The organism is Saccharococcus sp. Marseille-Q5394 (assembly GCF_946901335.1).
Classification (GTDB): domain Bacteria; phylum Bacillota; class Bacilli; order Bacillales_A; family Planococcaceae; genus Sporosarcina; species Sporosarcina luteola_C.
Window position 1 is genome coordinate 260637 of sequence record NZ_CAMPPQ010000002.1, and the last position, 25946, is coordinate 286582.

At 48.9% G+C, this 25946-nt stretch carries 30 protein-coding genes; 27 read left to right on the forward strand and 3 right to left on the reverse strand.

Annotated features, from left to right (window positions below):
- Window positions 1-81: 81 nt before the first annotated feature.
- The 22 genes from OC538_RS11685 to OC538_RS11790 all read left to right on the forward strand — a co-directional run bounded on the left by OC538_RS11685 (window position 82) and on the right by OC538_RS11790 (window position 21029).
- Window positions 82-906, forward strand: a complete 825-nt coding sequence (locus OC538_RS11685) for a M55 family metallopeptidase (protein WP_251695647.1) — start codon at window positions 82-84, stop codon at window positions 904-906.
- Window positions 907-919: 13 nt separating this feature from the next.
- Window positions 920-1855, forward strand: coding sequence for an ABC transporter permease (locus tag OC538_RS11690; protein WP_251695646.1), 936 nt, complete (start codon window positions 920-922; stop codon window positions 1853-1855).
- Window positions 1855-2793, forward strand: coding sequence for an ABC transporter permease (locus OC538_RS11695; RefSeq protein ID WP_251695915.1), 939 nt, complete (start codon window positions 1855-1857; stop codon window positions 2791-2793). Before OC538_RS11690 ends, OC538_RS11695 begins: the two co-directional genes overlap by 1 nt.
- Window positions 2794-2903: 110 nt before the next feature.
- Window positions 2904-3887: an ABC transporter ATP-binding protein gene (locus OC538_RS11700; RefSeq protein WP_251695913.1), complete on the forward strand. Its 984-nt coding sequence runs from the start codon at window positions 2904-2906 to the stop codon at window positions 3885-3887.
- Window positions 3888-4105: 218 nt separating this feature from the next.
- Window positions 4106-5773, forward strand: a complete 1668-nt coding sequence (locus tag OC538_RS11705) for a peptide ABC transporter substrate-binding protein (RefSeq protein ID WP_251695645.1) — start codon at window positions 4106-4108, stop codon at window positions 5771-5773.
- Between the two features lie 294 nt (window positions 5774-6067).
- Complete coding sequence (locus OC538_RS11710) at window positions 6068-6991, forward strand: LD-carboxypeptidase (RefSeq protein ID WP_251695644.1); 924 nt, start codon at window positions 6068-6070, stop codon at window positions 6989-6991.
- Window positions 6992-8098, forward strand: a complete 1107-nt coding sequence (locus tag OC538_RS11715) for a mandelate racemase/muconate lactonizing enzyme family protein (RefSeq protein ID WP_251695643.1) — start codon at window positions 6992-6994, stop codon at window positions 8096-8098. It begins immediately after the preceding gene.
- On the forward strand, window positions 8095-9039 hold the full coding sequence (locus OC538_RS11720; protein WP_251695642.1) for a C40 family peptidase: 945 nt from the start codon (window positions 8095-8097) through the stop codon (window positions 9037-9039). Before OC538_RS11715 ends, OC538_RS11720 begins: the two co-directional genes overlap by 4 nt.
- A complete protein-coding gene (locus tag OC538_RS11725; protein WP_251695641.1) occupies window positions 9040-10053 on the forward strand; it encodes an ABC transporter ATP-binding protein in 1014 nt (337 codons plus the stop codon). It begins immediately after the preceding gene.
- A gap of 490 nt (window positions 10054-10543) precedes the next feature.
- Complete coding sequence (ureA, locus tag OC538_RS11730; protein ID WP_251695640.1) at window positions 10544-10846, forward strand: urease subunit gamma; 303 nt, start codon at window positions 10544-10546, stop codon at window positions 10844-10846.
- An 18-nt stretch (window positions 10847-10864) separates the two neighbouring features.
- Window positions 10865-11230 carry an urease subunit beta gene (gene ureB / locus OC538_RS11735; protein ID WP_251695639.1) on the forward strand — a complete coding sequence of 122 codons (366 nt, stop codon included), beginning with the start codon at window positions 10865-10867 and terminating at the stop codon, window positions 11228-11230.
- Complete coding sequence (ureC, locus tag OC538_RS11740) at window positions 11231-12946, forward strand: urease subunit alpha (protein WP_262175597.1); 1716 nt, start codon at window positions 11231-11233, stop codon at window positions 12944-12946. It abuts the gene before it with no gap.
- A gap of 163 nt (window positions 12947-13109) precedes the next feature.
- Window positions 13110-13556, forward strand: coding sequence for an urease accessory protein UreE (locus tag OC538_RS11745; protein ID WP_251695638.1), 447 nt, complete (start codon window positions 13110-13112; stop codon window positions 13554-13556).
- A complete protein-coding gene (locus OC538_RS11750) occupies window positions 13498-14238 on the forward strand; it encodes an urease accessory protein UreF (RefSeq protein WP_251695637.1) in 741 nt (246 codons plus the stop codon). Before OC538_RS11745 ends, OC538_RS11750 begins: the two co-directional genes overlap by 59 nt.
- 18 nt (window positions 14239-14256) lie before the next feature.
- Window positions 14257-14883, forward strand: coding sequence for an urease accessory protein UreG (gene ureG / locus OC538_RS11755; RefSeq protein WP_251695636.1), 627 nt, complete (start codon window positions 14257-14259; stop codon window positions 14881-14883).
- Complete coding sequence (locus tag OC538_RS11760) at window positions 14876-15682, forward strand: urease accessory protein UreD (RefSeq protein WP_251695635.1); 807 nt, start codon at window positions 14876-14878, stop codon at window positions 15680-15682. The genes ureG and OC538_RS11760 overlap by 8 nt, the downstream gene beginning before the upstream one ends.
- A gap of 13 nt (window positions 15683-15695) precedes the next feature.
- Complete coding sequence (locus OC538_RS11765; protein WP_251695634.1) at window positions 15696-17264, forward strand: ABC transporter substrate-binding protein; 1569 nt, start codon at window positions 15696-15698, stop codon at window positions 17262-17264.
- Window positions 17254-18225, forward strand: a complete 972-nt coding sequence (locus OC538_RS11770) for an ABC transporter permease (RefSeq protein ID WP_251695633.1) — start codon at window positions 17254-17256, stop codon at window positions 18223-18225. Before OC538_RS11765 ends, OC538_RS11770 begins: the two co-directional genes overlap by 11 nt.
- On the forward strand, window positions 18222-19034 hold the full coding sequence (locus tag OC538_RS11775; RefSeq protein WP_251695632.1) for an ABC transporter permease: 813 nt from the start codon (window positions 18222-18224) through the stop codon (window positions 19032-19034). The genes OC538_RS11770 and OC538_RS11775 overlap by 4 nt, the downstream gene beginning before the upstream one ends.
- A complete protein-coding gene (locus tag OC538_RS11780; protein ID WP_251695631.1) occupies window positions 19027-19773 on the forward strand; it encodes an ABC transporter ATP-binding protein in 747 nt (248 codons plus the stop codon). The genes OC538_RS11775 and OC538_RS11780 overlap by 8 nt, the downstream gene beginning before the upstream one ends.
- Window positions 19774-19790: 17 nt before the next feature.
- The gene (locus OC538_RS11785; RefSeq protein WP_251695630.1) at window positions 19791-20489 is read left to right on the forward strand and encodes an ABC transporter ATP-binding protein; all 699 of its coding nucleotides are present in this window, start codon (window positions 19791-19793) and stop codon (window positions 20487-20489) included.
- Window positions 20490-20552: 63 nt separating this feature from the next.
- A complete protein-coding gene (locus tag OC538_RS11790) occupies window positions 20553-21029 on the forward strand; it encodes an acyl-CoA thioesterase (protein WP_251695629.1) in 477 nt (158 codons plus the stop codon).
- A gap of 34 nt (window positions 21030-21063) precedes the next feature.
- Here the strand turns inward: OC538_RS11790 and OC538_RS11795 are convergent, their stop codons facing one another.
- Both OC538_RS11795 and OC538_RS11800 read right to left on the reverse strand, forming a co-directional pair.
- Window positions 21064-21510 (reverse strand): SMI1/KNR4 family protein, encoded by a 447-nt coding sequence (locus tag OC538_RS11795; protein WP_251695628.1) that lies wholly within the window; start codon window positions 21508-21510, stop codon window positions 21064-21066.
- Window positions 21511-21523: 13 nt separating this feature from the next.
- Window positions 21524-22000, reverse strand: a complete 477-nt coding sequence (locus OC538_RS11800) for an immunoglobulin-like domain-containing protein (RefSeq protein ID WP_251695627.1) — start codon at window positions 21998-22000, stop codon at window positions 21524-21526.
- Between the two features lie 117 nt (window positions 22001-22117).
- Here OC538_RS11800 and OC538_RS11805 point away from each other — a divergent pair, with 117 nt between their 5' ends.
- Genes OC538_RS11805 through mazF form a run of 3 tightly spaced genes read left to right on the forward strand, consistent with a single transcriptional unit; the run spans window position 22118 to window position 23682 of the window.
- A complete protein-coding gene (locus OC538_RS11805) occupies window positions 22118-23068 on the forward strand; it encodes a hypothetical protein (RefSeq protein ID WP_251695626.1) in 951 nt (316 codons plus the stop codon).
- Between the two features lie 54 nt (window positions 23069-23122).
- A complete protein-coding gene (locus tag OC538_RS11810; protein ID WP_251695625.1) occupies window positions 23123-23353 on the forward strand; it encodes an AbrB/MazE/SpoVT family DNA-binding domain-containing protein in 231 nt (76 codons plus the stop codon).
- Window positions 23347-23682, forward strand: a complete 336-nt coding sequence (gene mazF / locus OC538_RS11815) for an endoribonuclease MazF (RefSeq protein ID WP_251695624.1) — start codon at window positions 23347-23349, stop codon at window positions 23680-23682. The genes OC538_RS11810 and mazF overlap by 7 nt, the downstream gene beginning before the upstream one ends.
- Window positions 23683-23688: 6 nt before the next feature.
- On the opposite strand, the gene OC538_RS11820 is transcribed toward mazF, so the two are convergent.
- Entirely contained in the window at window positions 23689-24057 is a 369-nt protein-coding gene (locus tag OC538_RS11820; RefSeq protein WP_251695623.1) for a VOC family protein, read from the reverse strand.
- Between the two features lie 455 nt (window positions 24058-24512).
- Here OC538_RS11820 and OC538_RS11825 point away from each other — a divergent pair, with 455 nt between their 5' ends.
- Together OC538_RS11825 and OC538_RS11830 are read left to right on the forward strand one after the other, a co-directional pair.
- Window positions 24513-25295: a hypothetical protein gene (locus OC538_RS11825; protein WP_251695622.1), complete on the forward strand. Its 783-nt coding sequence runs from the start codon at window positions 24513-24515 to the stop codon at window positions 25293-25295.
- A complete protein-coding gene (locus OC538_RS11830) occupies window positions 25292-25945 on the forward strand; it encodes a hypothetical protein (RefSeq protein WP_251695621.1) in 654 nt (217 codons plus the stop codon). The genes OC538_RS11825 and OC538_RS11830 overlap by 4 nt, the downstream gene beginning before the upstream one ends.
- Window position 25946 lies beyond the last annotated feature (1 nt).

Below are 25946 nucleotides of genomic sequence, written 5' to 3' on the forward strand. Positions count from 1 at the left end.
TAAAAATTTGATAGGATTAAACTTACCAATTAACAGACTAGGCTATTAATTCAGAGAGATGGAGAGATGGGGGAAATAGAAATGAAGATTTACGTATCAGTTGATATGGAAGGGATCACAGGGCTGCCTGATTACACATTTGTCGATTCTGCCAGACATAATTATGAACGTGCGCGGCGTATTATGACAGAGGAAGCAAACGCTATCATACGAGCGGCGATCGGACAAGGAGCTGAACAAGTCCTTGTGAATGATAGCCATTCCCAAATGAACAATCTGCTTTTGGAGGAGTTACATCCTGACGCAGATTTGATAACCGGTGGTATGAAAGCGTTTTCTATGGTGCAGGCACTGGATGAGTCATTTGACGGTGCTATCTTTGCCGGATATCACGCAAGGGCAGGTCAGCCAGGTGTCATGAGCCATTCAATGACCTTTGGCGTCAGGAATATGCATATCAATGACGTGGCCATCGGCGAGCTTGGCTTAAACGCATATGTAGCGGGTCATTACGGAGTTCCTGTCATCATGGTCGCCGGGGATGATCGTGCATGTATGGAAGCGCAAGCCTTGATTCCTGGGATTGTGACCGCCGCTGTCAAGCAGTCGATTTCCCGTTCCGCTGTCAAGACGTTGCATCCGACAAAGGCGCATGCATTACTCGAGGAAAAGACTGCAGAAGCGATTACTAAACGTTTAGCAATCAAACCGCTCGTACCTCCGGCAAACCCGGTTTTACGAATTGAATTCACGAACTATGGTCAAGCGGAATGGGCCGCGCTCATGCCGGGGTGTGAAATCGAGCCGGATACAACCATCGTGAAATTTGAAGCGAAAGATATTCTCGAAGCGTACCGGGCAATGCTCGTGATGGTCGAGTTGGCAATGCAAACAAAGTTCTGCTAAGGGGGAGTGGCGCGTGGCAATTTACATAGTTAAGAGATTCTTCATGATGATTGCGACAATCCTCATCATCGCGACACTGACATTTTTCTTAATGCATTCGATACCAGGCTCGCCGTTCGACGAAGAGCGGACATCGAATCCGACAATCCAGGCGAATCTGGAGAAATTCTATAAGCTAGATCAACCGACACATGTGCAATACGTGCACTACTTAAAGTCAATTGCGACGTTCGATTTTGGACCTTCCATTAAAAAACCGAACGAGTCTGTGAATAAATTACTTGCCAGAGGCTTTCCGATTTCATTCGAGCTTGGGATGGTGACGATTCTCGTCGCTGTCATATCGGGGATTACATTAGGGACATTCGCTGCTTTGCGACATAATGGCATCATCGATTATGCGGCGATGGCATTCGCTGTTATCGGGATATCCGTCCCTAACTTCGTATTGGCGACGGTGTTGATCCAGCAAGTGGCGGTCAACTGGAATCTACTCCCGCCTGCTACGTGGAGCAGCCCTCTCCATATGATTTTGCCGACATTGGCGCTTGCCACAGGTCCGACGGCAATCATTGCACGTCTGACAAGGTCGAGCATGTTGGAAGTCTTGACGCAGGATTATATGAAAATGGCGAGGGCGAAAGGATTATCGCCGATGCGCATCGTCCTTCGGCACGCATTGCGCAATGCACTTATGCCGATCGTCACAATCATGGGGACGATGCTTGCGGGAATTTTGACGGGAACATTCGTCATCGAAAAGATTTTCGCGATACCGGGCATGGGAAAATACTTCGTCGAGAGCATCAATAACCGGGACTACCCAGTCATCATGGGTTCGACCGTATTCTATAGCGCGTTCCTCGTATTCATGTTGTTTTTAGTAGATATCGTCTATGGATTCCTTGATCCGCGCATTAAACTTCACCGAAAGGAAGGTGATGCGTGATGGTAAGTCATCAGCAAAAAGTTCAAGTCCCGGATGAATGGTTCAAACCAATAGGGAAAGATGCGGAGAAAGCGGAATCAGTCGTACGTCCATCACTTTCCTATTGGAAGGATGCCTGGCGCAGATTGCGGAAGAACAAATTGGCGATGGGTGGGCTAGTATTCTTAATTATTCTGACATTGTTCGCAATTTTTGCTCCGATTCTATCACCACATAATATAGAAACAACGCAATATGCAAACCAGAACTTGGCGCCATCTTCGAAACATTGGTTCGGAACGGACGACAAAGGATGGGACGTCTTCACGAGAACTTGGCATGGCGCCCGCGTTTCACTGTTCGTCGGTGTTGCCGCCGCTTTGATCGACTTTTTCATCGGCATCATCTACGGCGGAATTAGCGGTTATAAAGGCGGAAGGACGGACACCGTCATGATGAGGATCATTGAAATCCTTTATGGGCTTCCTCATCTGCTTGTCGTCATTCTGTTAATGGTCATCATGGGTCCAAGCCTGACGACGATCATCGTTGCGCTGACGATCACCGGATGGGTCGGAATGGCCCGTATTGTCAGGGGGCAGGTGCTGCAAATCAAAAACTATGAATTTGTTACTGCCTCGAAATCTTTCGGAGCGAGAACACCTAGAATTATTCGGAAGAACTTGCTTCCCAATACAATGGGACCAATCATTGTCCAAATGACATTGACTGTGCCAAGCGCCATTTTCGCGGAAGCCTTCTTAAGCTTCATCGGGCTAGGCATCCAGGCGCCTGTTGCGAGCTGGGGGGTTATGGCGAATGACGCATTGCCTGTCATCTTATCAGGACATTGGTGGAGATTGTTCTTCCCAGCGTTCTTCATTTCAATGACAATGTTTGCATTTAACGTCCTCGGAGACGGTATGCAAGATGCACTTGATCCGAAACTGAGGGGGTGAAAGGTTTGGATATGAAAAAATTTGCACCGATTGATGAAAATCAAGGCGGAACAGCGATTGCGCCAGACCCGAAACGATCGCGTAAGCGTGCTAAAACATTTACGGATGTCATGCTCTCCGTTCAGGATCTGCATGTATCTTTTAAGACGTTCGGGGGTGAAGTACAAGCTCTGCGCGGCGTTTCGTTCGATCTGTATAAAGGGGAGACTCTTGCCATCGTCGGGGAGTCGGGCTGTGGAAAAAGCGTCACCGCGAATACGATCATGGGACTCATTCCAAAACCTGCGGGACGCATTAAAAATGGAAAAGTCCTATTTAAAGGGAAAGATTTGACGAAGCTCGATAAATCCGAGATGAGAAAGGTGCAAGGGGTCGACATTTCGATGATCTTCCAAGATCCGATGACCGCCTTGAACCCGACACTTAAAATCGGCGAGCAGTTGACGGAAGGGTTGCGGACCCATCAAAAAGTGAGTAAAGCCGAGGCACTTCAAAAAGCGATCAACTTGCTGGAAGTGGTCGGTATCCCAAATCCCGATGAACGAATGAAACAATATCCCCATCAGTTTTCCGGAGGGATGCGTCAGCGGATTGTCATTGCAATCGCTCTGATCTGTGAGCCTGAACTGCTAATAGCAGATGAGCCGACAACTGCACTGGACGTCACAATCCAAGCACAGATTCTAGAACTCTTTGAAGAGATTCAGGAACGTACGGGCGTCTCAATCATTCTCATCACGCACGATTTGGGGGTTGTGGCGAAAATCGCAGATCGGATTGCGGTCATGTACGCAGGGAAAGTGATTGAAATCGGCGATAAGCGCGAAGTGTTCTATACACCGCAACATCCTTACACAAAAGGGCTTCTCGCTTCTGTGCCGAGGCTCGACTTGAAGGAAGAGGAACTTCAGCCGATCGAAGGGACCCCGCCGGATCTATTTTCTCCGCCGATCGGTTGTCCGTTCACGGCGAGATGCCCGTTCGCCATGGAAGTATGTGAACGCATCTATCCCGCAACGACCGGCTTATCTGAGACCCACGCGGTGGATTGTTGGCTGCAGGATGACAGGGCAAGAAAGTATTTAAATGATTAGGAACAAAAGGAAATAGAGATTGACAGCATATTTGAGTTGGAGCGGAAGGCGGCGACTCCTGCGGGAAAGCGAGACAGGGGAGACCCCGCAGGGAGCGAAGCGACTGAGGAGGCTCACCGCTCGCCCGTGGAAAGCGTCCGCCTGTAGCGGAAACTCTTTACTCGGTATCACGCACGAAAGTGCTTTGTAAGTCATATATCAACAAGGGGGCTATCGGTATGAAGAAGTGGTTATCATTTTTGATGGTGGCAATGCTTGCACTTGTTCTTGCGGCATGTACTGCAAACAAGGAAGCGGGCAAGGAGCCTGAAAAACCGGCGGAAAATACGAAGACGGAAGATGGAAAAGAAGAAGGCAAGAAGGAAGATGAGGCTGCCGGCGAGAAGATTCTCCTCATGAATAACGGCGAAGAGCCGACATCGTTCGATCCATCCATCGGGTTCAACGCAGTGTCCTGGAGTGCACTGAACAATATCATGGAAGGTCTGACACGTCTTGATAAGGACCATAAAGCGGTCGAAGCGACAGCTGAAAAAATCGATGTCTCCGATGACGGATTGACGTATACATTCACAATCCGTGATGGCGCAAAATGGTCGAACGGGGATCCGGTCGTAGCTGGCGATTTCGTATTCGCTTGGAAACATATGCTGAATCCGGAAACAGCTTCACCAGCGGCATTCCTAGCATACTTCATCGAAGGAGCGGAAGAGTACAATACTGGGGAAGGTTCTGCTGATGACATCGCAATCGAAGCGAAGGACGAAAAGACGTTCGTCGTCAAATTGACGTCACCGAACGAAGCATTTTTGAATATTATCACAAACCCAAGCTTCTTCCCGATCAACGAAAAGGTGGCTTCAGCCGATCCGACTTGGCATACGGAAGCTGCAACTTTCGTAGGGAACGGACCATTTAAATTGTCCGCATGGAGCCACGATGTAAGCTTCGAATTTCAAAAGAACGAACATTATTGGGATGCTGACGCAGTCAAGTTGGATAAAGTCCACTGGGCAATGGTCAATGACACGACGACAGCTTATCAAATGTATCAATCCAATGAGTTGGACGTGACGGGCGTACCGTCTGAAATTGCGGATCAATTAAAGGACAGCAAAGAACTTCGCATCGATGACCAAGCAGGCTTGTATTTCTACCGCTTCAACACGTCAATGGAGCCATTTACGAATAAAAAGATCCGCCAAGCATTCGCTTATGCGGTTGATCAAGAGGAAATCGTCAATTTTGTAACAAAAAATGGCGAGAAGCCGGCACATGGCTTCGTCACTTACGGCTTCATCGGGCCGGACGGTAAAGAATTCCGTGAAACAGTAGGCGACCTCGTCTCCTTCAATCCGGAAAAAGCGAAACAGCTTTTAGAAGAAGGAATGAAAGAGGAAGGCTATACGGAGCTTCCGAAAGTGACACTCTCTTATTCAACGAGCGAATCGCATCAGAACATCGCGATCGCCCTTCAATCCAAGTTCAAAGAAGTGCTCGGCGTTGACGCAGAGCTGCAAAACGTGGAAAGCGGAGTATTCCTTTCCGAGCAAAAAGAGTTCAAATATCAAATGTCCCGTTCCTCATTCCTGCATGACTATGCAGACCCTGTGAACGCGCTTGAAAGCTTTATCACCGGCTCTTCCATGAACCGTACAACATGGTCGAATGCTGAATATGATAAGCTCATTGCGGACATTAAAAATGAAACGGACGAAAACAAACGTTGGGAGTTGTTGAAACAGGCTGATAAGCTTCTCATGGATGAAATGCCTGTATTCCCACTATATTTCTACAACTCGACATCACTTGAAAAAGAAGGCGTTTCCGGCATTCTGCGCCACCCTGTCGGCTATGTCGACTTGAAATACGCAGATAAGAACTAATGAATGAACAAGTCGCGGTGTCCGTCATGGCGCCGCGACTTTCCCATTTGAGTACGCGGGAAATTCAATTGAATGTAAGCGGTTAGTCGCGCCAAATGCCTTTCGACAATTCATGAACTAGTTGCAGGTGTTATGCGCGTGTCAGCGAGTTTATGCGTGAATAAAATGATTTATGCGTGTTTGCGAGCGTTTATGCGTAATTCCAGTGATTTATGCGCGAGAATTGAAATTTATGCGTATTTGAATGATATTATGCGTGAGTACGATGATTTTGATTGAAAGAGGTGCAGGGAAATGAGAGTACGACCGAAAAGGCTTCAGCCGGGGGATACGATTGGGATTGTCGCGCCATCGAGCCCGCCGAATCAAGAGAATCTTGAGCGTTCGCTCGCTTTTCTGGAACAGCTTGGCCTGAAATGGAAATTCGGACAACATGTGAAAAATGTTAACGGCTATTTGGCGGGGACGGATGATGAACGGCTGCAGGATTTGGAAGACATGTTTGCGGATCCTTCGATCAGCGGCATCATTTGTGCGGGGGGCGGCTACGGTTCGGCACGCTACACCGATCGGTTGGATTTGCAGCTGATCCGGGAAAACCCGAAAGTGTTCTGGGGATTCAGCGACATCACCTTCCTCCATACCGCAATCGGTCTTTATTCGGATCTTGTCACCTTCCATGGCCCGATGCTCGCTTCGTGCGTCGGAAAAGACAGTTTCAGCGAACTGTCGGCAAAAATGTTCCAACAGCTGTTCGAGCCGATGGAGCTTCATTATACGGAAGAGATTTCACCGCTGAACGCAATTGCAGGGGGCAGTGCACAAGGGGAGCTTGTTGGTGGAAATCTATCATTGCTATCGAATACGATCGGGACGAAATTCGAAATCGATACGAAGGGCAAGCTGCTGTTCATTGAGGATGTCGGCGAGGAACCGTATCGGGTCGATGGCATGTTAAACCAACTGCGCATGGCAGGAAAACTTGCAGACGCTACGGGCATCATCATCGGCGATTTCTCTGACGTTGAGCCGAAAAAGCAACAAAGGACCTTGTCGTTGGATGAAGTGTTCCGCCATTATTTGGGCGGCTTGAACAAGCCGGTTGTGGAGGGCTTCAAGATAGGCCACTGTGAGCCGCATTTCGCGATTCCGTTAGGGGTCGACGCGAAACTTGACGCAGATCATAAGACATTGACGATTTTGCCGGGGGTGGAATGAATGCGCATCCGTTCAATCGAAACAATTCCCGTCGCAGTGCCGCTGACAAAGCCGTTTAAAACGGCGCTTAGAACGGTGACGACGGCCTATGCGATCTACGTGAAAGTGACCTGTGAAGACGGACGAACCGGTTGGGGGGAAGCACCCCCGACCCACGTCATCACGGGCGATTCACTTGGAAGCATTACATACACGATTGAAGAGGTCATTGCTCCACTTATGCTAGGGAAGGATTTACGGAATCGCGAGGAGGTCTTCCGCCTGCTGAAACGGTCGATCGTCCGCAATACAAGTGCGAAGGCCGCCGTCGATATGGCCATCCATGATTTGCTTGGCCAGTCGGCGGGAATGCCACTCTTTCAATTGCTCGGCGGATTCAGAAGTGAAATCGAAACCGACTTCACGGTGAGTGTCAATGACGCCGCTGAAATGGCGGACGATGCGGAGCGTTATATTGCGGAAGGCTTCAACGTATTAAAAGTAAAAGTCGGCATTGGGGACATCAGCGAGGACATCGGGCGAATTCGTGCCATCCGGGAACGGGTCGGGGCAGGACCGAAAATCCGTCTCGATGCGAACCAAGGGTGGAAGCCGAAAGAGGCTGTCTTTGCAATCGGTAAAATGGAAGACGCTGGGCTCGACATCGAATTGATTGAGCAGCCGGTGCTTGCAGATGATATTGATGGTCTTGCGTACGTGACGAGTCATACGCTGACGCCGATCATGGCGGATGAGAGCGTGTTTTCCGCGAAGGATGCACTCCGTGTGTTGGAGCGGCGGGCAGCGGATTTGATTAATATCAAACTTATGAAATCAGGCGGTATCCATGAGGCACTTAAGATCAATGCTTTGGCGGAAACATATGGTGTCGAATGCATGGTTGGCAGCATGATCGAGACGAAACTCGGGATTACGGCGGCAGCCCATTTTGCAGCGAGTCAGCCAAACATTACGAGATTCGATTTCGATGCCCCGCTAATGCTTGCGAAGGATATTGTCGAAGGCGGGATCGTCTATGGAGGAAGGGTCATCCGAATGCCTGAAGGACCTGGGCTCGGGCTGGATCAGAAGGGAATGGGACTGATTGGGAAGGGGGCAGGACAATGACGGAGTTGACAGTGAATATGTATGCGTGTGCAGTGCCGGTTGCGACAGTCTGGACTTCGCCGGAATCCGCACGGGAGATGGATACGGACGGGGTATCAAATCCGCTTCATCTGAACAAATGGCTGGAGAAGCTAGCGTACGAAGAGAGGCTCGACCTTTGCAATGGAAACCGGGTACAGACGCAAATTCTATACGGCGAACCGGTTATCGTCGACGAAATCGCGGGTGAATGGGCAAAGGTGATTGCGGTATGGCAGCCATCGAAGAAAGATGAACGAGGCTATCCGGGATGGGTGCCGCTACGTCAACTGAAGAAGGCGACTCCGTTGGCGGAAGCTGGTGGATTTGTGAGAGTGGCAGTTTCGAAATCGCAATTATGGAATTTGGACGGGACGCCGCATATCATTGTTCCGTTCAATACAATCCTGCCGCTGACCGATGAAAGCGACGACCATTTCCATGTGGAAACGCCGGACGGAGAGGCGTTACTCCTGAAAGCGGATATTGTGCGGGCGGCATCTGTCCACACATTCAAAAAGCGTAATGCGGCAGCCGCCGTCGAAGAAGGGCTTGCCTATTTGGATCTTCCGTATTTCTGGGGCGGCATGTCGTCGTACGGCTTTGACTGTTCGGGCTTTACGTACAATATGCTGAAGGCTTGCGGGCATTTCATACCACGGGATGCAGGCGATCAGGCGAAAAGCGGCGTGGAAGTACCGATGGATAAACCGGAGCGATGGGAAAAGGGCGACCTATTATTCTTTGCAAATGATGAAGGGAAAGGCAATGTCCGGCACGTCGGGTTTTATTATGGAAATGGGTTGCTTCTGCATTCTCCATCGACGGGGCAATCGATTGAGCTATTGAAACTTGCAGGTTCGAAGTTGGAACGGGATTTGTGCGCAGTGCGCCGTTACGGCAATGATGAAGGGGGAAGTTGAATGGCTGGAGATGTGATTTTATCCGTACAGGACTTGAAACGCCATTTTGACGTGGGTAAAGGGTTGAAGCTGAAGGCGGTCGACGGCATCAGCTTCGACATTTTCAGAGGGGAGACATTCGGGCTTGTCGGTGAATCGGGCTGCGGCAAATCGACCGCAGGACGGACGATTCTGGGCCTGTACAATAAAACGGACGGCGAAGTTCTTTATGAAGGGCGCAGCGTCCATACGATGACCGATAACGAACGCCAGCGCTTCCTGAAGAAGATGCAGATGATTTTCCAGGATCCGTACGCCTCATTGAATCCACGTTCGACTGTTTACGAAATCATTGCCGAGCCGATGCAGATACATGGAATGTACAAGTCACAGGCGGAAATGCGGGCGCGTGTGAATGAATTGCTTGAAGACGTCGGCTTGAACCGGGATCATGCGAATCGCTATCCCCATGAGTTTTCCGGAGGTCAACGGCAGCGTATCGGGATTGCCCGGTCGCTTGCGCTCGATCCAGAATTCATTATTGCAGATGAGCCGATTTCAGCGCTTGACGTGTCGGTGCAGGCGCAAGTCGTCAAACTGCTTCAGCGGCTGCAACGTGAAAAGGGATTGACTTATTTGTTCATCGCGCATGATTTGTCGATGGTCAAATACATTTCCAACCGGATCGGTGTCATGTACTTGGGGCATATGGTGGAGCTTACGACGAGTGCGCAGCTGTATGATAAGCCGTTGCATCCATATACGGAAGCGCTGCTGTCGGCGATTCCGATTCCGGATCCCGACATTGAGGAATCGAGGGAAAGGATTTTGCTCAAAGGCGAGCTGCCGAGCCCGATCAATCCGCCATCCGGATGCGTTTTTCGGACACGCTGTCCGTATGCGATGCCGGTCTGCGGAGAGCTGAAACCGAAATGGCTTGAAAAGGAAGAAGGGCATTTCGTTGCCTGCCACTTGCATGACGAGGAAGTGATGCAACGGTCGGATGCGGTGAGAGTGCCGGTAGAGTCGTCCTGATAAATCGGGGCGGCTTTTTTTGGTTAAGGAAATTTCTTGAGGGTTATTTGTGAGTCAAAGGTCCCGAAATGAGCATAACCTGCTGAAAATCGCGCATAACTAGCCTCGGTTCGCGCAAAACCCCCTCGAAATCGCAAATAAGTGACCCGAGATCGCACAAAACTTATCCGGGCAGCCGACTAGGTTTGCTCCGCGGGCGTCAGTGTGGGGAAATCGCCGCTAACGTCGCGATTCCCAAGAAAAAACTTCCGGATTCCGTTAAAGTTGCCAATGAAATTCGGTTATCTTATAATAGTATCGTTGTAACTCCTCAATTACCTCTTTCGGCCTGCATCGTGCCAGGTTCCAATCAATCGGGCAAGACTGCCCTTTATTGCATACTCTTGCAAGACACAAGAAATCAAAAAAAATGAATAGGATAGGTGGACGGAGTAGAATACTGTCTACAGTTGTCTAAAATGTCTGATTAAAAATTCGGGGGTGTTTTTCGTTGAGGTTATCACCAGTTGAACAGGAAAAACTAATGTTGCATGTGGCGGGAGAGCTTGCCATCAAGCGTAAGGAGCGCGGGGTGAAGTTAAATTATCCCGAGGCTGTGGCTTTTATTTGCCATTTCATCATGGAAGGTGCACGTGACGGAAAGTCCGTTGGGCAGTTGATGAGTGAAGGCAAGCAGCTGTTGACGGTGGACGATGTGATGGAAGGCGTCGGTGATATGGTGAAAGATGTACAGATCGAGTGCACGTTCCCGGATGGAACGAAACTGGTCACTGTGCATCACCCAATTCAATAATAGAAGGGGGTTTTTCTTTTGAAACCAGGAGAGATCAAAGCTGCTGAAGGATGGATTGAAATTAATGTGGGGCGTGATACGAAAACGGTGAAGGTCGCGAATACAGGCGATCGTCCGATTCAAGTCGGGTCTCATTTTCATTTCATTGAGGTGAATAAGTTTCTTGAATTCGATCGTGAACAGGCGGTCGGCATGCATTTGAATATTCCTTCCGGGACGGCGGTGCGTTTTGAGCCGGGCGAGGAGATGGAAGTGGAACTTGTCGAGTTTGGCGGAAGGCGCCATGTATTCGGTTTGAATAAGTTGACGGAAGGTTCCACTCACAAAAAGGATGAAATTGTCGAGAAAGCGTCGGATGGTGGATTTAAAGGAGCTGACAGTTAAGTGAAAATTTCACATGAACAATATGCAAGGATGTTCGGCCCGACTGTGGGCGACAAGGTCCGTTTAGCGGATACCGATTTATGGATTGAAATTGAAAAAGACTATACAACCTACGGGGACGAAGGTATTTTTGGCGGCGGAAAGTCCCTTCGCGTGTCGATGGGGCAGAACGGTGAAAAAACTTCCGAAGACGGGGTATTGGATACGGTCATTACGAATGCCACAATCATTGATCATACGGGAATCGTGAAGGCAGATATCGGAATCAAGAATGGAAGGATCGCCGGCATTGGCAAGGCGGGGAATCCGAATACGATGGATGGTGTCGATCAAGGCATGATCATCGGTGTCGGTACGGAAGTGTATGGGGGAGAAGGGTTGATTGCGACAGCGGGTGCAATCGACACGCATATTCACCTCATCAGTCCACAACAGGTGGAGGTCGCATTGAATGCGGGAACAACGACATTCATCGGCGGAGGGACAGGTCCTGCGTCAGGTTCCACTGCGACTACGGTGACACCGGGGAAATGGCATATGCATAGGATGCTTCAGCAAATCGAAGACATTCCGTTGAATATCGGTATTTTCGGAAAGGGAAGTGCGGCTTTTCCTGCGCCGCTAGTTGAACAGATCCGTGCGGGTGCAATCGGTTTGAAGATCCATGAGGACTGGGGAGCGACTCCGTCTGCATTGGACCAAAGCTTGACGGTGGCGGATGAATATGATGTTCAGATCGCTCTGCACTCCGATACGTTGAATGAGGCTGGATTTGTCGAGGATACGATCAATGCAATCAATGGACGGGTCATCCACGTATTCCATACAGAAGGTGCAGGTGGAGGCCATGCGCCTGACCAGTTGAAGATGGCGTCACTGCCGAATGTATTGCCGGCGTCGACGAACCCGACAAAACCGTTTACAGTCAATACGATCGATGAGCATATGGACATGCTCATGGTGTGCCACCATTTGAAGCGCGACGTGGCGGAAGATGTCGCTTTTGCGGATTCACGTATCCGTCCGGAGACGATTGCTGCGGAGGATATTATGCAGGATCTTGGGATTCTTAGCATCATGTCATCCGACTCCCAGGCGATGGGCCGGGTCGGGGAAGTGGCAATCCGGACGTGGCAGACGGCGGATAAGATGAAGAAACAACGAGGTCCACTCCCGCAGGAAGCAGAGAAGGACAATGATAATTATCGCGTTAAGCGTTATATCGCAAAATATACGATCAACCCTGCAATCGCCCAAGGGATTTCCCATGAAGTCGGTTCGATTGAGGATGGGAAATTGGCGGATATCGTTTTATGGGAACCGGCATTTTTCGGCATCAAGGCGTCAGTTGTCATTAAGGGCGGCATCGCCGTGTATGCAGCGACAGGTGATCCGAATGCTTCGATCCCGACACCGCAGCCGTTCATGGGCCGCCGGATGTATGGCTTCCACGGGCAAGGACCACAAAATTCATCTATGACCTTCCTACCGAAAATCGCGGTGGAGGAAGGCCTTCCTGAACAGCTCGGGCTGAAGAAGATGATCGGAACGGTGAAAAATTGTCGCAACGTTTCCAAAGCGGACATGAAGCATAATAGCGAAATGCCGGTGATCGATGTTGATCCGGAGACATACGAAGTGAAAATCGACGGAGAACTCGCCACATGCGAACCAGTCGATGTTCTACCTATGGCACAGAGATACTTCTTATTTTAAAGCGAAGGGTGCCTGCCTAGGGGCGACAGACATAAGACGAAGACGCGCAGTGGGACGATTTTTCCACGAAACGGCTTTGCCTTATGATCCGAGCCCCTGGCACCCGGAGTCTGGATGTTAACTTATCTTGAACTAGAGTCTTTGCAAAGAAGGAGAATGCAAGATGCTAATTGAAAAAATCATAGGCAATATCGGTGATACAGAAGAAATTCCAGGAAAGCGCATCGAGTGGGTCGAACTGGAATGGGAAGAACTAAGCAAGCGTATTTTGCGGACAGAAACGACAGAAGGCACAGATGTCGCGTTGCGCCTCAACCAGGAAGAGCCGTTGAAATACGGCGATCTTTTGTTTGAAGACGACAATCGTGCCATCGTGATTCGGACGAAAATGGAATCGGTCATCGTCATCCGGCCGAAAGATATGGTCGAAATGGGCAAGGCCGCATTCGAGCTTGGCAACCGTCATACCCCTTCTTTAATCGAAAAAGATGAAATTGTCGTTCGCGCAGATCACACGTTGGCGCCATTACTAGATGAGGTGGGTGTGGACTATGAAACAACAGAACGACGATTCAAGCAACCTTTCAAATACCGTGGCCATTCCCACTGATATACAGTTTCTAAGACTTCTCCAAATCCACGATTCGGCGTTCCCGATCGGCACATATACACAATCCTACGGGATGGAGACGTATATCCAGGATGACGCAATCCGGACGAAGGAAGAGCTAATCGCTTTTTGTACGACTTTTCTCTATCAGAATCTCGTATATGGCGATGCGATCCTTATTCAGGAGGCGCATAAGGCTGCAAAGGACCGGGACATCGATCGGCTTCTGCATTTAGAAAATCTTTGCGGCGCTATCAAGCTTGCGAAGGAGTCCAGGGATGCAAGCGTCAATTTGGGCAGGCAGTTCATCAAAACGGTTTCACCGCTCGTCGAGGATGCTTTTTTCGACGAGTGGAAAAACCGGATCGCTGCGAATGAAATCAAAGGCCACTATGCAATCCTTTATGGCATTTATTGCGCCGTCAATAATATGGATGCGCATTATGCGGTCCTTTCGTATTTATTCTCATCGGTGAACGGGCTCGTCACAAACGCAGTACGCGCGGTGCCGTTCGGACAAAATACCGGTGTGCAGGCAGTGCATCTGCTGGCGGAAGAGGCGGTTGCGGCTGCCGGATTAGTTGCCGGTTTGACAGAAAAGGATATTAGCAATAATGCGCTAGGCATCGAGCTTGCATCGATGAAGCACGAATATTTACATTCAAGATTATTCATTTCATGACAGGAGGCGTTTCTATATATGAAACCAGTACGTATTGGAATTGGGGGTCCCGTCGGATCGGGCAAGACATCGCTCGTCGACGCATTGACCCGTGCGATGCATGAAGACTACAACGTTGCAGTTATTACGAATGATATATATACACGCGAGGATGCTCAATTCCTGATGAATCACGGTGTGTTGGGTGAAGATAGGATTCTTGGTGTGGAGACAGGCGGATGCCCGCATACGGCAATCCGTGAAGATGCTTCCATGAACTTCGCGGCAATCGATGAACTTAAGGAACGTTTCAAAGACCTTGATATCGTTTTCGTAGAGAGCGGCGGGGATAACTTGTCGGCTACGTTCAGCCCTGAACTTGTAGATGGATATATCTACGTAATCGACGTTGCGGAAGGACAGGATATTCCGAGAAAAGGCGGCCCGGCGTTGACAAGATCAGATCTTTTATTGGTCAATAAAACGGACCTTGCACCCCATGTCGGCGTTGACCTTGAACTGTACGAGAGCGACGTGAAGAAGATGAGAGGCGGCCGTCCTTACGTTTTAGCGGATGTACGGACACGAAAAAATGTCGACCAGATCGTCAATTGGATCAAACGGAATATGCTTTTAGAAGGCGCGGGAACAGCGAGTGGTGAGTAAAGTGGCACGGAGGCACCATAACGGCAAACTGGATATGGTGTTTGAGCCAAGAAGAGGCTATACCCGGATGCCGCATGTGTTCCAGCAGCCACCTTTAAAGGCGAGCCGTGAGCTGTACGAAGGCAAGGATCCAACAGCGACGGTATTTGTGATGGAGTCGTCAGGCGGAATGGTAGCGGGAGATCGCAATGATATTACGATCCGCCTGTTGCCGGGAAGCAAAGCGAGAATCATCCAGCAATCGGCATTGAAAGTGTACCGGTCGCATACGGGCGAAACGTGCGTTCAATCGATTGACGTGCAGCTTGAGGAAGAGTCGCGTCTCGAATGGATGCCGGAAGTGATCATCCCATTCGCTGATTCCAAATTCCAGATGGAAACGACAATCCGTCTTGCGAAGGGTGCCACATTACTTTGGGGTGAAATCATCGCTCCAGGCCGGGAGATGCGCGGTGAAGTATTCGATTTCTCTTCATTGAAATCAATGATGAAGATCTACGTCGAAGAGGAGCTGCTCGCGTTCGACAGCCTTCATTTCGTCCCGGACAATCTGCATCTAAATGGACTTGGTTTACTTGAAGAGGCATTGTATGTCGGTTCCATTTGGCTCGTTTCGGAAAAGGCCGATGAAATCGATCTGCGGGCGATTCATGAAGCGATGAATGTCGGAGACGGATTAAGGGCGGGCGTGACCAGACTTGCGGGAAATGCGGTGCATTGCCGTTTTCTCGGGGTGAATCAATGGAGACTTCAGCAGGAATTGAAACGGGTATTTTCCGAGCTGGCGGCACTCATATAAAGCGGGGTAAACTATGGATAAACGTAAAATACTACTAATCTTAATCAGTATGCTCCTGCTCGTTGCCGTCGCAGGATGTGGAAAAAAGGCAGCACCTGCCGCGAGAGAAAATAGCCTTATCTATGCTTCGGAATCCGAGTTTGATGGACTGAATCCGATTCTTGAGGAGACGAACGTGGACGCGCTTTTATTCCGCGGGCTTTTCCGTTTCGATGAAAACAACGAACCGAAAGCCGATATCGCAGAGTCATTCGACATGTCCGATGACAAGTTGACATATACATTCAAGTTGCGGGAAGACATCCGTTTCCACGACGGTGAACCGCTGACTGCCGAGGACGTCATATTTACGATTGAAAGTGTGTTAGATGACGAGAATGCTTCGTTCCTAAAGTCTGATTTCCTTGAAGTGGAATCATTGAAGAAAATTGGCGACTTCGAATTTGAACTGAAACTCAAGCGTCCTTTCACACCGATTTTGGATAAATTGACGTTGCCGATTTTGCCGAAGCACGCGTTTAATGGTGTTGATATGCGGACAGCGGACTTCAATAGCCATCCGATTGGCGCTGGACCTTATCAGTTTGACCGATGGGACCGCGGCAACAGCTTGACGTTGAAAGCGTATGAGCATTTCCATGGCACGAAGCCTTCCATTGCTAAAGTCATCTTTAAATTCATCCCCGACAGCAATGTGCGGGCATTGCAATTGGCTTCCGGCGAAGTGGATATTGCTCTTCTCGATCCGGTGCAAGTGGGTGAACTGGAAAAGCGCGATCATGTGAAAATATACAATATCGATACTGCTGACTACCGCGGAATTCTTTTCAATCTGCAAAACAATCTGTGGCAAGATGTACGGGTTCGACAGGCATTCAGCTTCGCTATCGATCGGGCGCAAATTGTAAAAGGCATTTTGAAAGGCTTCGGGGAAGAGGCGTATTCGCCGATCCAAAAGCATGCCTTTCATAATGAAGATATTGAAACGTATAGCTATGACGTCGAGCAAGCCGGACAGTTGCTGGATGAAGCGGGTTGGAAAATAGCAGAAGACGGCTTCCGTTATAAGGATGACCAGAAGCTGGGCTTCACGATTACAGCCCCTGCATCCGACGCAGTGCGTGTCAATATGGCGAATTATGTCGCTGAGGGCTACAAATCGATCGGTGCGGATGTCAATGTGGCGGCGCTTGACTGGAGTGCCATCACGATTGAAGAGACGGATGCTTTCATGATCGGATGGGGCAGCCCGTATGACGCGGATCATCATACGTACATCTTGTTCCATTCGGATGAATCAATTTTGACGGGATCCGGTTATAATTTTGGAAGCTACTCGAATGAAAACGTGGATGCATTGCTTGAAAAAGGTCGTTTATCAATGGATGAACAGGAACGAAAGGCAAGCTATATGGCCTTCCAAGAAGAGTTGGCAAACGATCCGGCATTCGCATTTATCGCTTATGTTAATGCAGTCTATGGCATTCACGGAAATATCGAAGGCGTGAAGGAGCGTACACTTGGCCATCACGGCTCCGGTTTCCTTTGGAATGTCGAGGAGTGGAAATGGAATGACCGTTAAATGGATTGGGAAGCGCATGATGCTAGGGGCACTCGTCCTCTTCATCGTGAGCTTCCTCTCTTTTTTCATAATGCATGCAAGTCCGGGAAGCTCCGCGACGGCGTATTACGGAGGTAATGCCCAGACGTTGACCACTGCTGAAAAGGAGCGGATCAGCAAAGCCTTTGCACTGGATCGTCCATTGATCGTCCAATATGGGGCGTGGTTAACGGAGACGGTGCAAGGGAATCTTGGCGTGTCCGCGAAGGAGGGCCGTCCCGTCGCTTCGATTCTTGGGGAGCGGCTGCCGAATACATTGCTGTTGTTCGGTGTATCGATGTTTTTCATTATTATAGGGTCGATTTGGCTTGGGATGACGGCTGGAATGAAACCTGGGTCGCTGCTTGACAGGGGTCTGTCGGCGTTCAGTATCGCATCCTCTTCCATCCCGGCGTTTTGGCTCGGGATATTGTTCATTTATCTATTCGCTGTCACGCTTGGCGTCTTGCCGTCTTCCGGGACGGGAAGCCTGGGCGGTGACGGCGGTTTTGTTGATAAAATGAAGCATCTCATCATGCCGGCATCCGTCGTCGTTCTGACGCATGTCGGCCTTTACGCGCGCTTCCTCCAAGAGAGTGTCAAAGCAGAAATCGGAAGCTATTATGTAATGGCGGCTAGGGCGAACGGCGTGGAGGAGCGGGAAATCAGGCGGGGCGTCTTACGGAATGCATTCATCCCTTATTTGAATTATGTAGGCGTGACAATCCCTTCGTTTTTCGGGGGATCCGTCATCGTGGAGGCTCTATTTGCATGGTCGGGTCTTGGCCAATTGCTTGTGAAATCCGTCATGGTGAAGGATTATCCGGTGCTGATGGGTGGCATCATGCTGACAGGGCTGATTGTCGTCATAAGCTTATTTGTCATTGACGTGCTTACGTACACGCTCGATCCGAAGCTTCGGAAAGGGGAGTTGGGCGGATGAAATCTCGGAAGAAACTTGTCTTCTGGTGCTCGCTTCTCGGACTGATCCTTGCAGTGACAATGCTATCCGATCTTCTCGCAACACAACCCGTGAATGAAATGGATTTGGACTCCGTTTATTCGCCGCCTGGAGAGGGTCATCTATTAGGGACGGATCATCTTGGCCGGGATGTTTTTTCGCGTTTATTGCAAGGCGGAAAGGTGACTTTGGCCGTTGCAGGCTTATCGGTTGCATTGTCATTTGTCATTGGCGTCATCTATGGCGGTATCAGCGGGTATGTCGGCGGATGGACTGATAGCGTCATGATGCGGATTTTGGAAGCCCTTATTTCGATTCCTTCCCTCATTTTTGTCTTAGCGTTCCAGGCGATCATGCAAGGCGGCATGTGGGGAATGACGTTCATCATCGGTGTGACGGGCTGGTTTACGACGGCCCGGATCGTCCGCTCGGAATTCATCCGGCTAAAGGATGCGGAATATGTAAAGATGGCGAAAATGTTCGGCACACCGGTTTGGAGAATCCTTACAGGGCATCTGCTGCGCAATAGTCTGCCGCCGCTGTTCGTCGTTACAATCTTCAATTTGGCAGGGGCGGTATTCATCGAAGTGTCGCTCAGCTTCCTCGGAATCGGCATACCGCCTTCAATTCCATCGTGGGGAAATATGCTGTACAATGCACAAAATGATCTGTTGATCGGTGCATGGTGGATCGGTGTCTTCCCTGGATTGCTGATCTTCCTGACGATACTTTCCATTAACTTCATCGGCGAAGCGTTGAAGCATTCCGGAAGGGGGCGTTTCCGTGCTTGAGGTGAAAGGGTTATCGGTTGAAATCAATGGAATCCCGGTCGTAAAAGGCAACTCGTTTTTCATTCCTGAAGGGAAAATAACAGCATTGATCGGCGAAAGCGGCAGTGGGAAAAGCATGACGGTTACGGCTTTGCTCAGGATGTTGCCGACTGGTGCGCTAGCTTCCGGAGAAATCCGTTATATGGACACCGATTTATTGAAGGTGACGAATGAAGAGATGGCAGTATTGCGGAAAAAGGAGTTCTTCACAATCTTCCAAGACGCTTTGAACAGCTTTAATCCAAGCGTGAAGATGGATCGGCAGCTGTATGCCTTTTCCGCAGGTCGCGTAGGTGATGATCAGGAAAGCTTCCGAAAGAAGATGAAGGCGATCCTTGGGAAGCTAAGCTTGTCCGGGGATATTTTGAATCGGTATCCATTCGAATTATCAGGCGGTATGCTGCAACGATGTATGATTGCCTGCGCTTTGTATGTTGAACCAGCCTTACTTATTGCAGATGAGCCGACGTCCGCACTCGATAAAGTCGTGCAAAAGGAATTTCTGAGATGGCTTCGATTGTTGAATGAGAGCGGCACGACGGTATTGATCATTACGCATGATCTGGATGTCGTCGCAGATGCGGCGGATGAAATGATTGTCATGCGAAAAGGAGAAGTCGTGGAGACGGGTGCAGTTGCAGATGTCTTGGCGAGGCCGAGGCATGAATATACAAAACGTTTATTGAACAGCCGATTTTAGGAAAGGGGGCGTAGGAATTGCTGAGGGTTGAACATCTATCGAAAAGCTATGGCAGGGGAAAGCAAAGGAAGACCATCCTTCACGACATTAATTTGTCGGTAGGCGACGGTGAACTCGTCGGAATCGTCGGGGAAAGCGGCAGCGGGAAAAGTACATTGGCGCGCCTGATAATGCAATTGGAGCCTGTGGATGAAGGATTGGTTTCATTCACGCCAGCGGGTGATTTCTATGCCTCCTGTCAAATCGTCTTCCAAAACGCGTCCGCTGCTATGAACCCTTCCTGGACGGTCCGTGATATTTTAAAAGAACCAGTACGGTTGATGAAAGGCGATCGGGATGCTTATATCCTAACGATGCTGGGAAAAGTGGGCTTGGAAGAGAAACATTTGGACCGGTGTCCTTCGGAATTAAGCGGCGGTGAACGGCAGCGGGTGAATTTGCTGCGCTCAATGCTTGTGGAGCCGAAGCTGTTGATATGCGATGAAATCGTGTCCAATCTGGATCGGTTGATTCAAAAAGAGATTGTAGAGCTTATTCAGAAGATGAATCGGGAGATGGGCATGGCGATTCTGTTCATTTCTCATGATCTCAAAGTCGTGCAGCATTTATGCGATCGAGTGTATGTAATGGAGGGAGGCAGGATTGTCGAGGAAAGTGTGAAGCGGGATGACGGGTTTTCATTCACACATCCTTACTCCCTGATGCTGTTCGAGTGAGCCTGTTCAACCTTTTTGGAAGTGGGTATACTGTAGAAGAGAATTATAAGGAGATGGACAACTATGGAACAACGGCCGATGAGCCAATCACGCACAATCATTTCGAAACTTGTATTGCCGCCAGACACGAACCATATGCAGACGATTTTTGGTGGAAAGGTCTTGGCATACATAGATGAAATTGCTGCCATTGCGGCAATGAAACATTCGAACAAGGCGGCAGCCGTCACTGCCTCCATCGATTCGGTCGACTTCCTGTCGTCGGCGAAGGTCGGGGATGTACTCGAACTCGAAGCTGTCGTCAGCTCAACAGGGCGTACATCGATGGAAATATTCGTCTCGGTGCATTCGATGGATCTGTTGACAGGCGATAAAAAGCTGACAACGGAATCATTCCTGACGATGGTCGCCATGGATGAACACAACAAGCCGACACCGGTTCCAGGCGTCTACCCTGAAACCGAAGCGGAAAAACGGTTATTCGACACTGGTCCCGCCCGCCGGAACCACCGGAAACTACGCAGGGAAATTAAACATTGATGAAAGCCGCCTTATAATAGGGCGGCTTTTTTCACTATATCTTTGTCAGTTTATCGACGAATTCCGTGAATGATTCCGCCAAGACGTGGAAGTTGTTTCCGTCCCCATCATCCGGCTCAACGTAGACGACATTCGGGGTGTCCCTATTTTCATAATTAAAGGCGAGCCAGGCATGGCCACTACCTGCGAAGAGGACGAGCTGTTGGGGCAATCCCCATTCTTGGATGAAATAGTCACTTAAAAGGATGCCTTCTTCATTCACGCCCATGATCTCTTCCACTTCAATGAAAACATCTCCGCTTTCAATCTGGAAGTCCGCGGGGAATGCCCTATGCGCGGTGTTGACATATCCCCCATTAGCGATTTTCAATAATTGTATAAAATCAGGCGGCAACTTTCTGCCAAGGGTTTCTTCTGCAAGTGTGATTTCTTGGTCAGATGCAGGTTTTTTCATTTGGTCTTGCTTGAATATCTGTTCCAATTCATGTCCTCCTTCATTCCACGGAAAATGTGGCGGCGACGGAAACTTCGTGGTATGGCTCCGTGATGGAAAGGAAAGTTTTGACGAGTCGGTAGTCACCCGGTATGAGGGTGATGCCAAGTGCTTCGACTGAAAATAGTTGTCGACCTTCCTCGCCATCTTTCAGTATGTTGCCGAAATCTCTGAAGCTCGGGTTGTTCAGGAATACAGCGTCTGAATAGGTGATGACATGCCACTTGCCGTCGACTTTCATTTCGATATGATAGAATTCGCCTAAACGGTACGGCTGTCCGCTGTCGTTTCGGACAATGGTGTGGATGGCTGCGGGCGACTCTTCGAATATACTTTCTACAAGTTCCAGTGATAGTCCTTCTTCCGAGTATGATATCTCTTGATCTGGCGCGGGGTCTGGAAGAATGGCGACTGTCGGTTCTTGGGTGCAAGCAACCAATAGCAATAATGCGAGTAGCAGAATGAAAAGCTTTTTCATCGGTATCACCTCTAGATTTAGCATACGGTTAAAACGTCTTGGAAACATTGATTTGTATCAAGCTTTATTGAAACCTCAACTGACCTTCCTCCGTATATGAGGAAAGGAGTGAGTGCGATGAGGACGGGTATCCATGAACGGCAAATGGAGCTGACGATGCTGCGAAATGAACGGAATCGAGTGAAGCGCCGTCTCGACGGGGCGGAGGCGCAATATAAGGAGGCGATCCAGTTGCGCGATCGCCTGCACCGGCAGCTGTCTAAGGAGCAGCAGGATGTTGTGAAGTTGGGCAAATTTTCATTTGGGAATAAAATTAAAGAGTGGACAGGCAAATGGGATGAGCAAATGGAAAAGGAGATTAATGAAGTCGCGGAGGCTGAGCTGAAATATAATGAAGCCGAAAAGACGGTGACCGATTTAAAAGCGGAAGTCGGGAGGCTGCGCGCCGAGATGAACCGGGAGGACTTCCTCTATGTCGATGAGGATTGGGAAGATTTCTTAAAGGAGAAAGAGGCGTGGATCCGGCAAAATGATACTGTGGCAAATGGGACGCTGCAGAAAATTGCCGATGACCGGGTTCGTATCCGATCGTTAGTGAGGGAAATTGACGAGGCGTATGAAGCGGGCGATAAAGCGAAACGGACGCTGGATGCTGCGCTGGATAAGCTAGGCAACGCGGAAGGACTGTCCATGTGGGATACGTTCTTAGGTGGCGGGCTCATCGTTTCGGCGCTGAAGTATTCGGAAATGAATAGTTCGGATGATCTTGTACATCGTGCGCAACGGGCGCTTCGCCATTATGAAACGGAATTGATGGACGTCCAAAATGCCGCGACGGAATCGTTCAATGTGAATCAAAACGACATTTTCACATTTACGGATATTTTCTTTGATAATATTTTCTCCGACTGGGCGGTCCATTCGCGGATTACAGATGCGAAGGGCAAGTTGAACACCGTGCTCCACGACGTTCGCCGCGTGCAGGACCAGTTGCGGCGGAAACACGATGAAGCGATGGAAGAATTAAACCGGCTGGATCAGCAGGAGAAGGATATTATTGTGTCTTAATTGACATATTACACCTTTGTATATACAATGTATATACGAAGGTGGTGTGTCGACATGTACCAAGTGAAGAAATGGGGGAATAGTCTCGGCATCCGTATTCCCAAAACGGTTAGCGATGAACTATTGCTGCGTGAAAACTCCGAAGTTTACCTTTACGTTGAAAATGATCGTTTAATTATCGAGCCAAAACGAAAGTCTCTTCAGGCAATGATTGATGGTATCAAAGAAGATAATATTCATTCTGAAATTGAATTTGGAGAGCCAGAGGGAGGAGAAGCATGGTGAAGTATGTGCCGGAACGTGGGGATCTGATCTGGCTATTATTCTCGCCACAATCCGGGGCAGAACAAGCGGGAAGACGCCCGGCTATTGTTTTATCGCCTTCCGCTTATAATGAAAAATCAGGACTAGTCCTAGTCTGTCCTGTGACTTCAAAACAAAAAGGCTATCCATTTGAAGTCATGCTAAAGGATTCATTAAAAACCTCTGGAATTGTGCTTTCCGACCAGGTGCGTAGTCTAGATTGGCGCGCAAGAGAAGCCAGTTTCATCGAACATATTGATGAGGTAGCACTGGCGGATATACTTGAAAATGTCCGTCTGCTCCTGGATTAACTCACTTCATTCAAACTCCAAAAACTCAACCCGGTTGCCGAACGGATCATGTGTGAAATAGCGGGCACGCCCTGCAATCGGCGGTTCTTCTGAAATATCATATCCGGCCGTTTCCAATCGGGATTTCAATTGTTCAAGCGCATGTACGGTGAAGCCGGGATGCGCTTTTTTGGCTGGCATGAAATCGGCCTGGATGCCGATATGGACTTCATGTGAGCCGCATTTAAACCAGCAGCCGCCACGGGCTTGCAAGTTTTCTGGCTTCGGAATTTCCTCCATTCCGAGCAGGTTGCCGTAAAATTCGCGTGCTTGCTCTTCCGATTGAGGAGGTGCCGCGATTTGGATATGGTCAATACCAGTAAGAAATTGAGTCATCGTCATTCGCCCCTTTTAGGTTGTTACCTTCAGTGTAGATGAGTTGGTCAAGAGAAGCTATGACGGGAAATGGAACAATATGTATAAGGGTTGCTTATGGGTTATTTACTTCGTGATAAGTTATTCGGGCCGAATTCTATAGGTCCCCCTCTTTTGTCGTGATAAATGCCTCTGACAAATTAAACTCTCTATGAATGGGGTGATCCATTAGTCCTGAAATGACGATATAAATGTGAATATGACCGATAACTTCCTATTAGTGACCGATAACCTCGCTCAAGTAACCGATATCTTCCTGGAAGTGACCGATAACCTTCGGAATTTGATCGATAACTCCATTCAATGACTGCACCGGGACTTTCGATTCATTTCATACAGGTTATTCAATTTCCTTTACATTCCAGTTGTCATTAGTGTACTATGTAACTAATACACCAGTACAGGAGGGGTAGATGGTGAAGCAGTGGAATGGTTTATTGCGGAAGGAATGGGTCCAGTGGAGAGGGCAGATCATTGTGGTGGTCTTCCTGCTACTAGCGGGATTGTTTATATTGCCGTACTTTGCGGGGGTGCTTGTAGCAGGGGAAGTTTCCGTATTCGAAATGACGATGGTCATTGGTTTCGTAGCAGCGGGTGCATGCATATTGGTTCCTATCATTGCGTTCTCGATGATGTTTAATAAGGACATGAAAAGGCCTGATTTATGGTTTCATTCGACAGCCTCCACTGTAAAGCTCGTGGCGGTAAAAATGGTGATGTCATCTGGACTGGGCTTGGCGTACTTGCTTGTTACAGCATTTGTTGTTGCGATTGGTTTTGCAATTACACCTCAACGGGAAGCCATTTTCAATGAGTTGTTGTTCTATGGAAGTTTTCTGATCGGCGGAGTATTTCTCGCTTCCATACAGTTCATGGTTTACGGATTTTTCTTTATCGTCATCGACCAGTTGTTGAAGCCTTTTCTTAAAGGGTTTTCCTTTGTCGTTACATTACTTTTATTCATCATTTCAATAAGGATATACGGTGAGGTTACGGCTTCCGATTTTTACGGAAAATTCATACAGGTAGGCGGTTTCGATTTGATGTCTATTAAGAATCCGGTAATCGATCTCCAATACAATTACTTCACCGTCACGGATACAATTTTGTACACTGGAGAGATTATATTCGCGGTTCTCTTCACTGTCGGTTTGTTCTATTTGGCAATCGCCTTGTTTGAGAAGAGGGTGAGGCTATGACGAGCTGGAATGGTTTATTGAGAAAAGAGTGGGTGCTCTTGAGGTATTCACTGTTCGCCTTTGTCGTAATTTTCATCGTGCTAGCTGTTTCAAGTTTTGCACCTGCGGCGGTTGGCGGAATTGTGGATCCTGATGAGCTCGCTCACATGTTTTCGACGATACTTATCGGTTTCGCCCTGGCATTGTTCCTGCATAGTCTGCAAGTGGATTTGAAGCAGCCGGATCTATGGCTGCATTCACCCGCTTCAATTTGGAAGCTATTATTTGTGAAAGTGGGAATGGTACTACTTTTGATGGTGGGATTTGTTCTGATTTGGGGCGTCCTAGGCGTATTCGCTTATTTCTTGGGAGGTATTGCAGGAATCATCCCAGGAGTGCTAACACTGCAGAAATTGTTTGCCAATACCATTTTCATGATAACGGCGGGCTTGCTAATATGGGTAGTCTATAAAACTTTAGAAATCAGGCATGGTTGGCTGGCAGTACTACTTACACTCATTCCCATCTCGTTTGGGGTAATCATATGGGGATTTCTGATTGTAGTAATGAAGACAATGGATCCTCTCGCCAGCACACTAATCTTCATCGCCGTTTCAATTGTATTATTCGTTAGCGGAGCAATCCTGCTTGAAAAGAAAGTGAGGTACTGAC

Excerpts from the sequence above, each read along its gene's own strand:
- OC538_RS11810 (WP_251695625.1), top strand. The coding sequence starts at position 23,123 with ATGTACCAAGTGAAGAAATGGGGGAATAGTCTCGGCATCCGTATTCCC.
- OC538_RS11715 (WP_251695643.1), top strand. The coding sequence starts at position 6,992 with ATGCGCATCCGTTCAATCGAAACAATTCCCGTCGCAGTGCCGCTGACA.
- mazF (WP_251695624.1), top strand. The coding sequence starts at position 23,347 with ATGGTGAAGTATGTGCCGGAACGTGGGGATCTGATCTGGCTATTATTC.
- ureG (WP_251695636.1), top strand. The coding sequence starts at position 14,257 with ATGAAACCAGTACGTATTGGAATTGGGGGTCCCGTCGGATCGGGCAAG.
- OC538_RS11800 (WP_251695627.1), bottom strand. The coding sequence starts at position 22,000 with ATGAAAAAGCTTTTCATTCTGCTACTCGCATTATTGCTATTGGTTGCT.
- OC538_RS11710 (WP_251695644.1), top strand. The coding sequence starts at position 6,068 with ATGAGAGTACGACCGAAAAGGCTTCAGCCGGGGGATACGATTGGGATT.
- OC538_RS11790 (WP_251695629.1), top strand. The coding sequence starts at position 20,553 with ATGGAACAACGGCCGATGAGCCAATCACGCACAATCATTTCGAAACTT.
- OC538_RS11750 (WP_251695637.1), top strand. The coding sequence starts at position 13,498 with ATGAAACAACAGAACGACGATTCAAGCAACCTTTCAAATACCGTGGCC.
- OC538_RS11820 (WP_251695623.1), bottom strand. The coding sequence starts at position 24,057 with ATGACTCAATTTCTTACTGGTATTGACCATATCCAAATCGCGGCACCT.
- OC538_RS11745 (WP_251695638.1), top strand. The coding sequence starts at position 13,110 with ATGCTAATTGAAAAAATCATAGGCAATATCGGTGATACAGAAGAAATT.
- OC538_RS11695 (WP_251695915.1), top strand. The coding sequence starts at position 1,855 with ATGGTAAGTCATCAGCAAAAAGTTCAAGTCCCGGATGAATGGTTCAAA.
- OC538_RS11770 (WP_251695633.1), top strand. The coding sequence starts at position 17,254 with ATGACCGTTAAATGGATTGGGAAGCGCATGATGCTAGGGGCACTCGTC.
- OC538_RS11700 (WP_251695913.1), top strand. The coding sequence starts at position 2,904 with ATGCTCTCCGTTCAGGATCTGCATGTATCTTTTAAGACGTTCGGGGGT.
- OC538_RS11830 (WP_251695621.1), top strand. The coding sequence starts at position 25,292 with ATGACGAGCTGGAATGGTTTATTGAGAAAAGAGTGGGTGCTCTTGAGG.
- OC538_RS11725 (WP_251695641.1), top strand. The coding sequence starts at position 9,040 with ATGGCTGGAGATGTGATTTTATCCGTACAGGACTTGAAACGCCATTTT.
- OC538_RS11685 (WP_251695647.1), top strand. The coding sequence starts at position 82 with ATGAAGATTTACGTATCAGTTGATATGGAAGGGATCACAGGGCTGCCT.
- OC538_RS11705 (WP_251695645.1), top strand. The coding sequence starts at position 4,106 with ATGAAGAAGTGGTTATCATTTTTGATGGTGGCAATGCTTGCACTTGTT.
- OC538_RS11805 (WP_251695626.1), top strand. The coding sequence starts at position 22,118 with ATGAGGACGGGTATCCATGAACGGCAAATGGAGCTGACGATGCTGCGA.
- OC538_RS11775 (WP_251695632.1), top strand. The coding sequence starts at position 18,222 with ATGAAATCTCGGAAGAAACTTGTCTTCTGGTGCTCGCTTCTCGGACTG.
- OC538_RS11720 (WP_251695642.1), top strand. The coding sequence starts at position 8,095 with ATGACGGAGTTGACAGTGAATATGTATGCGTGTGCAGTGCCGGTTGCG.
- OC538_RS11765 (WP_251695634.1), top strand. The coding sequence starts at position 15,696 with ATGGATAAACGTAAAATACTACTAATCTTAATCAGTATGCTCCTGCTC.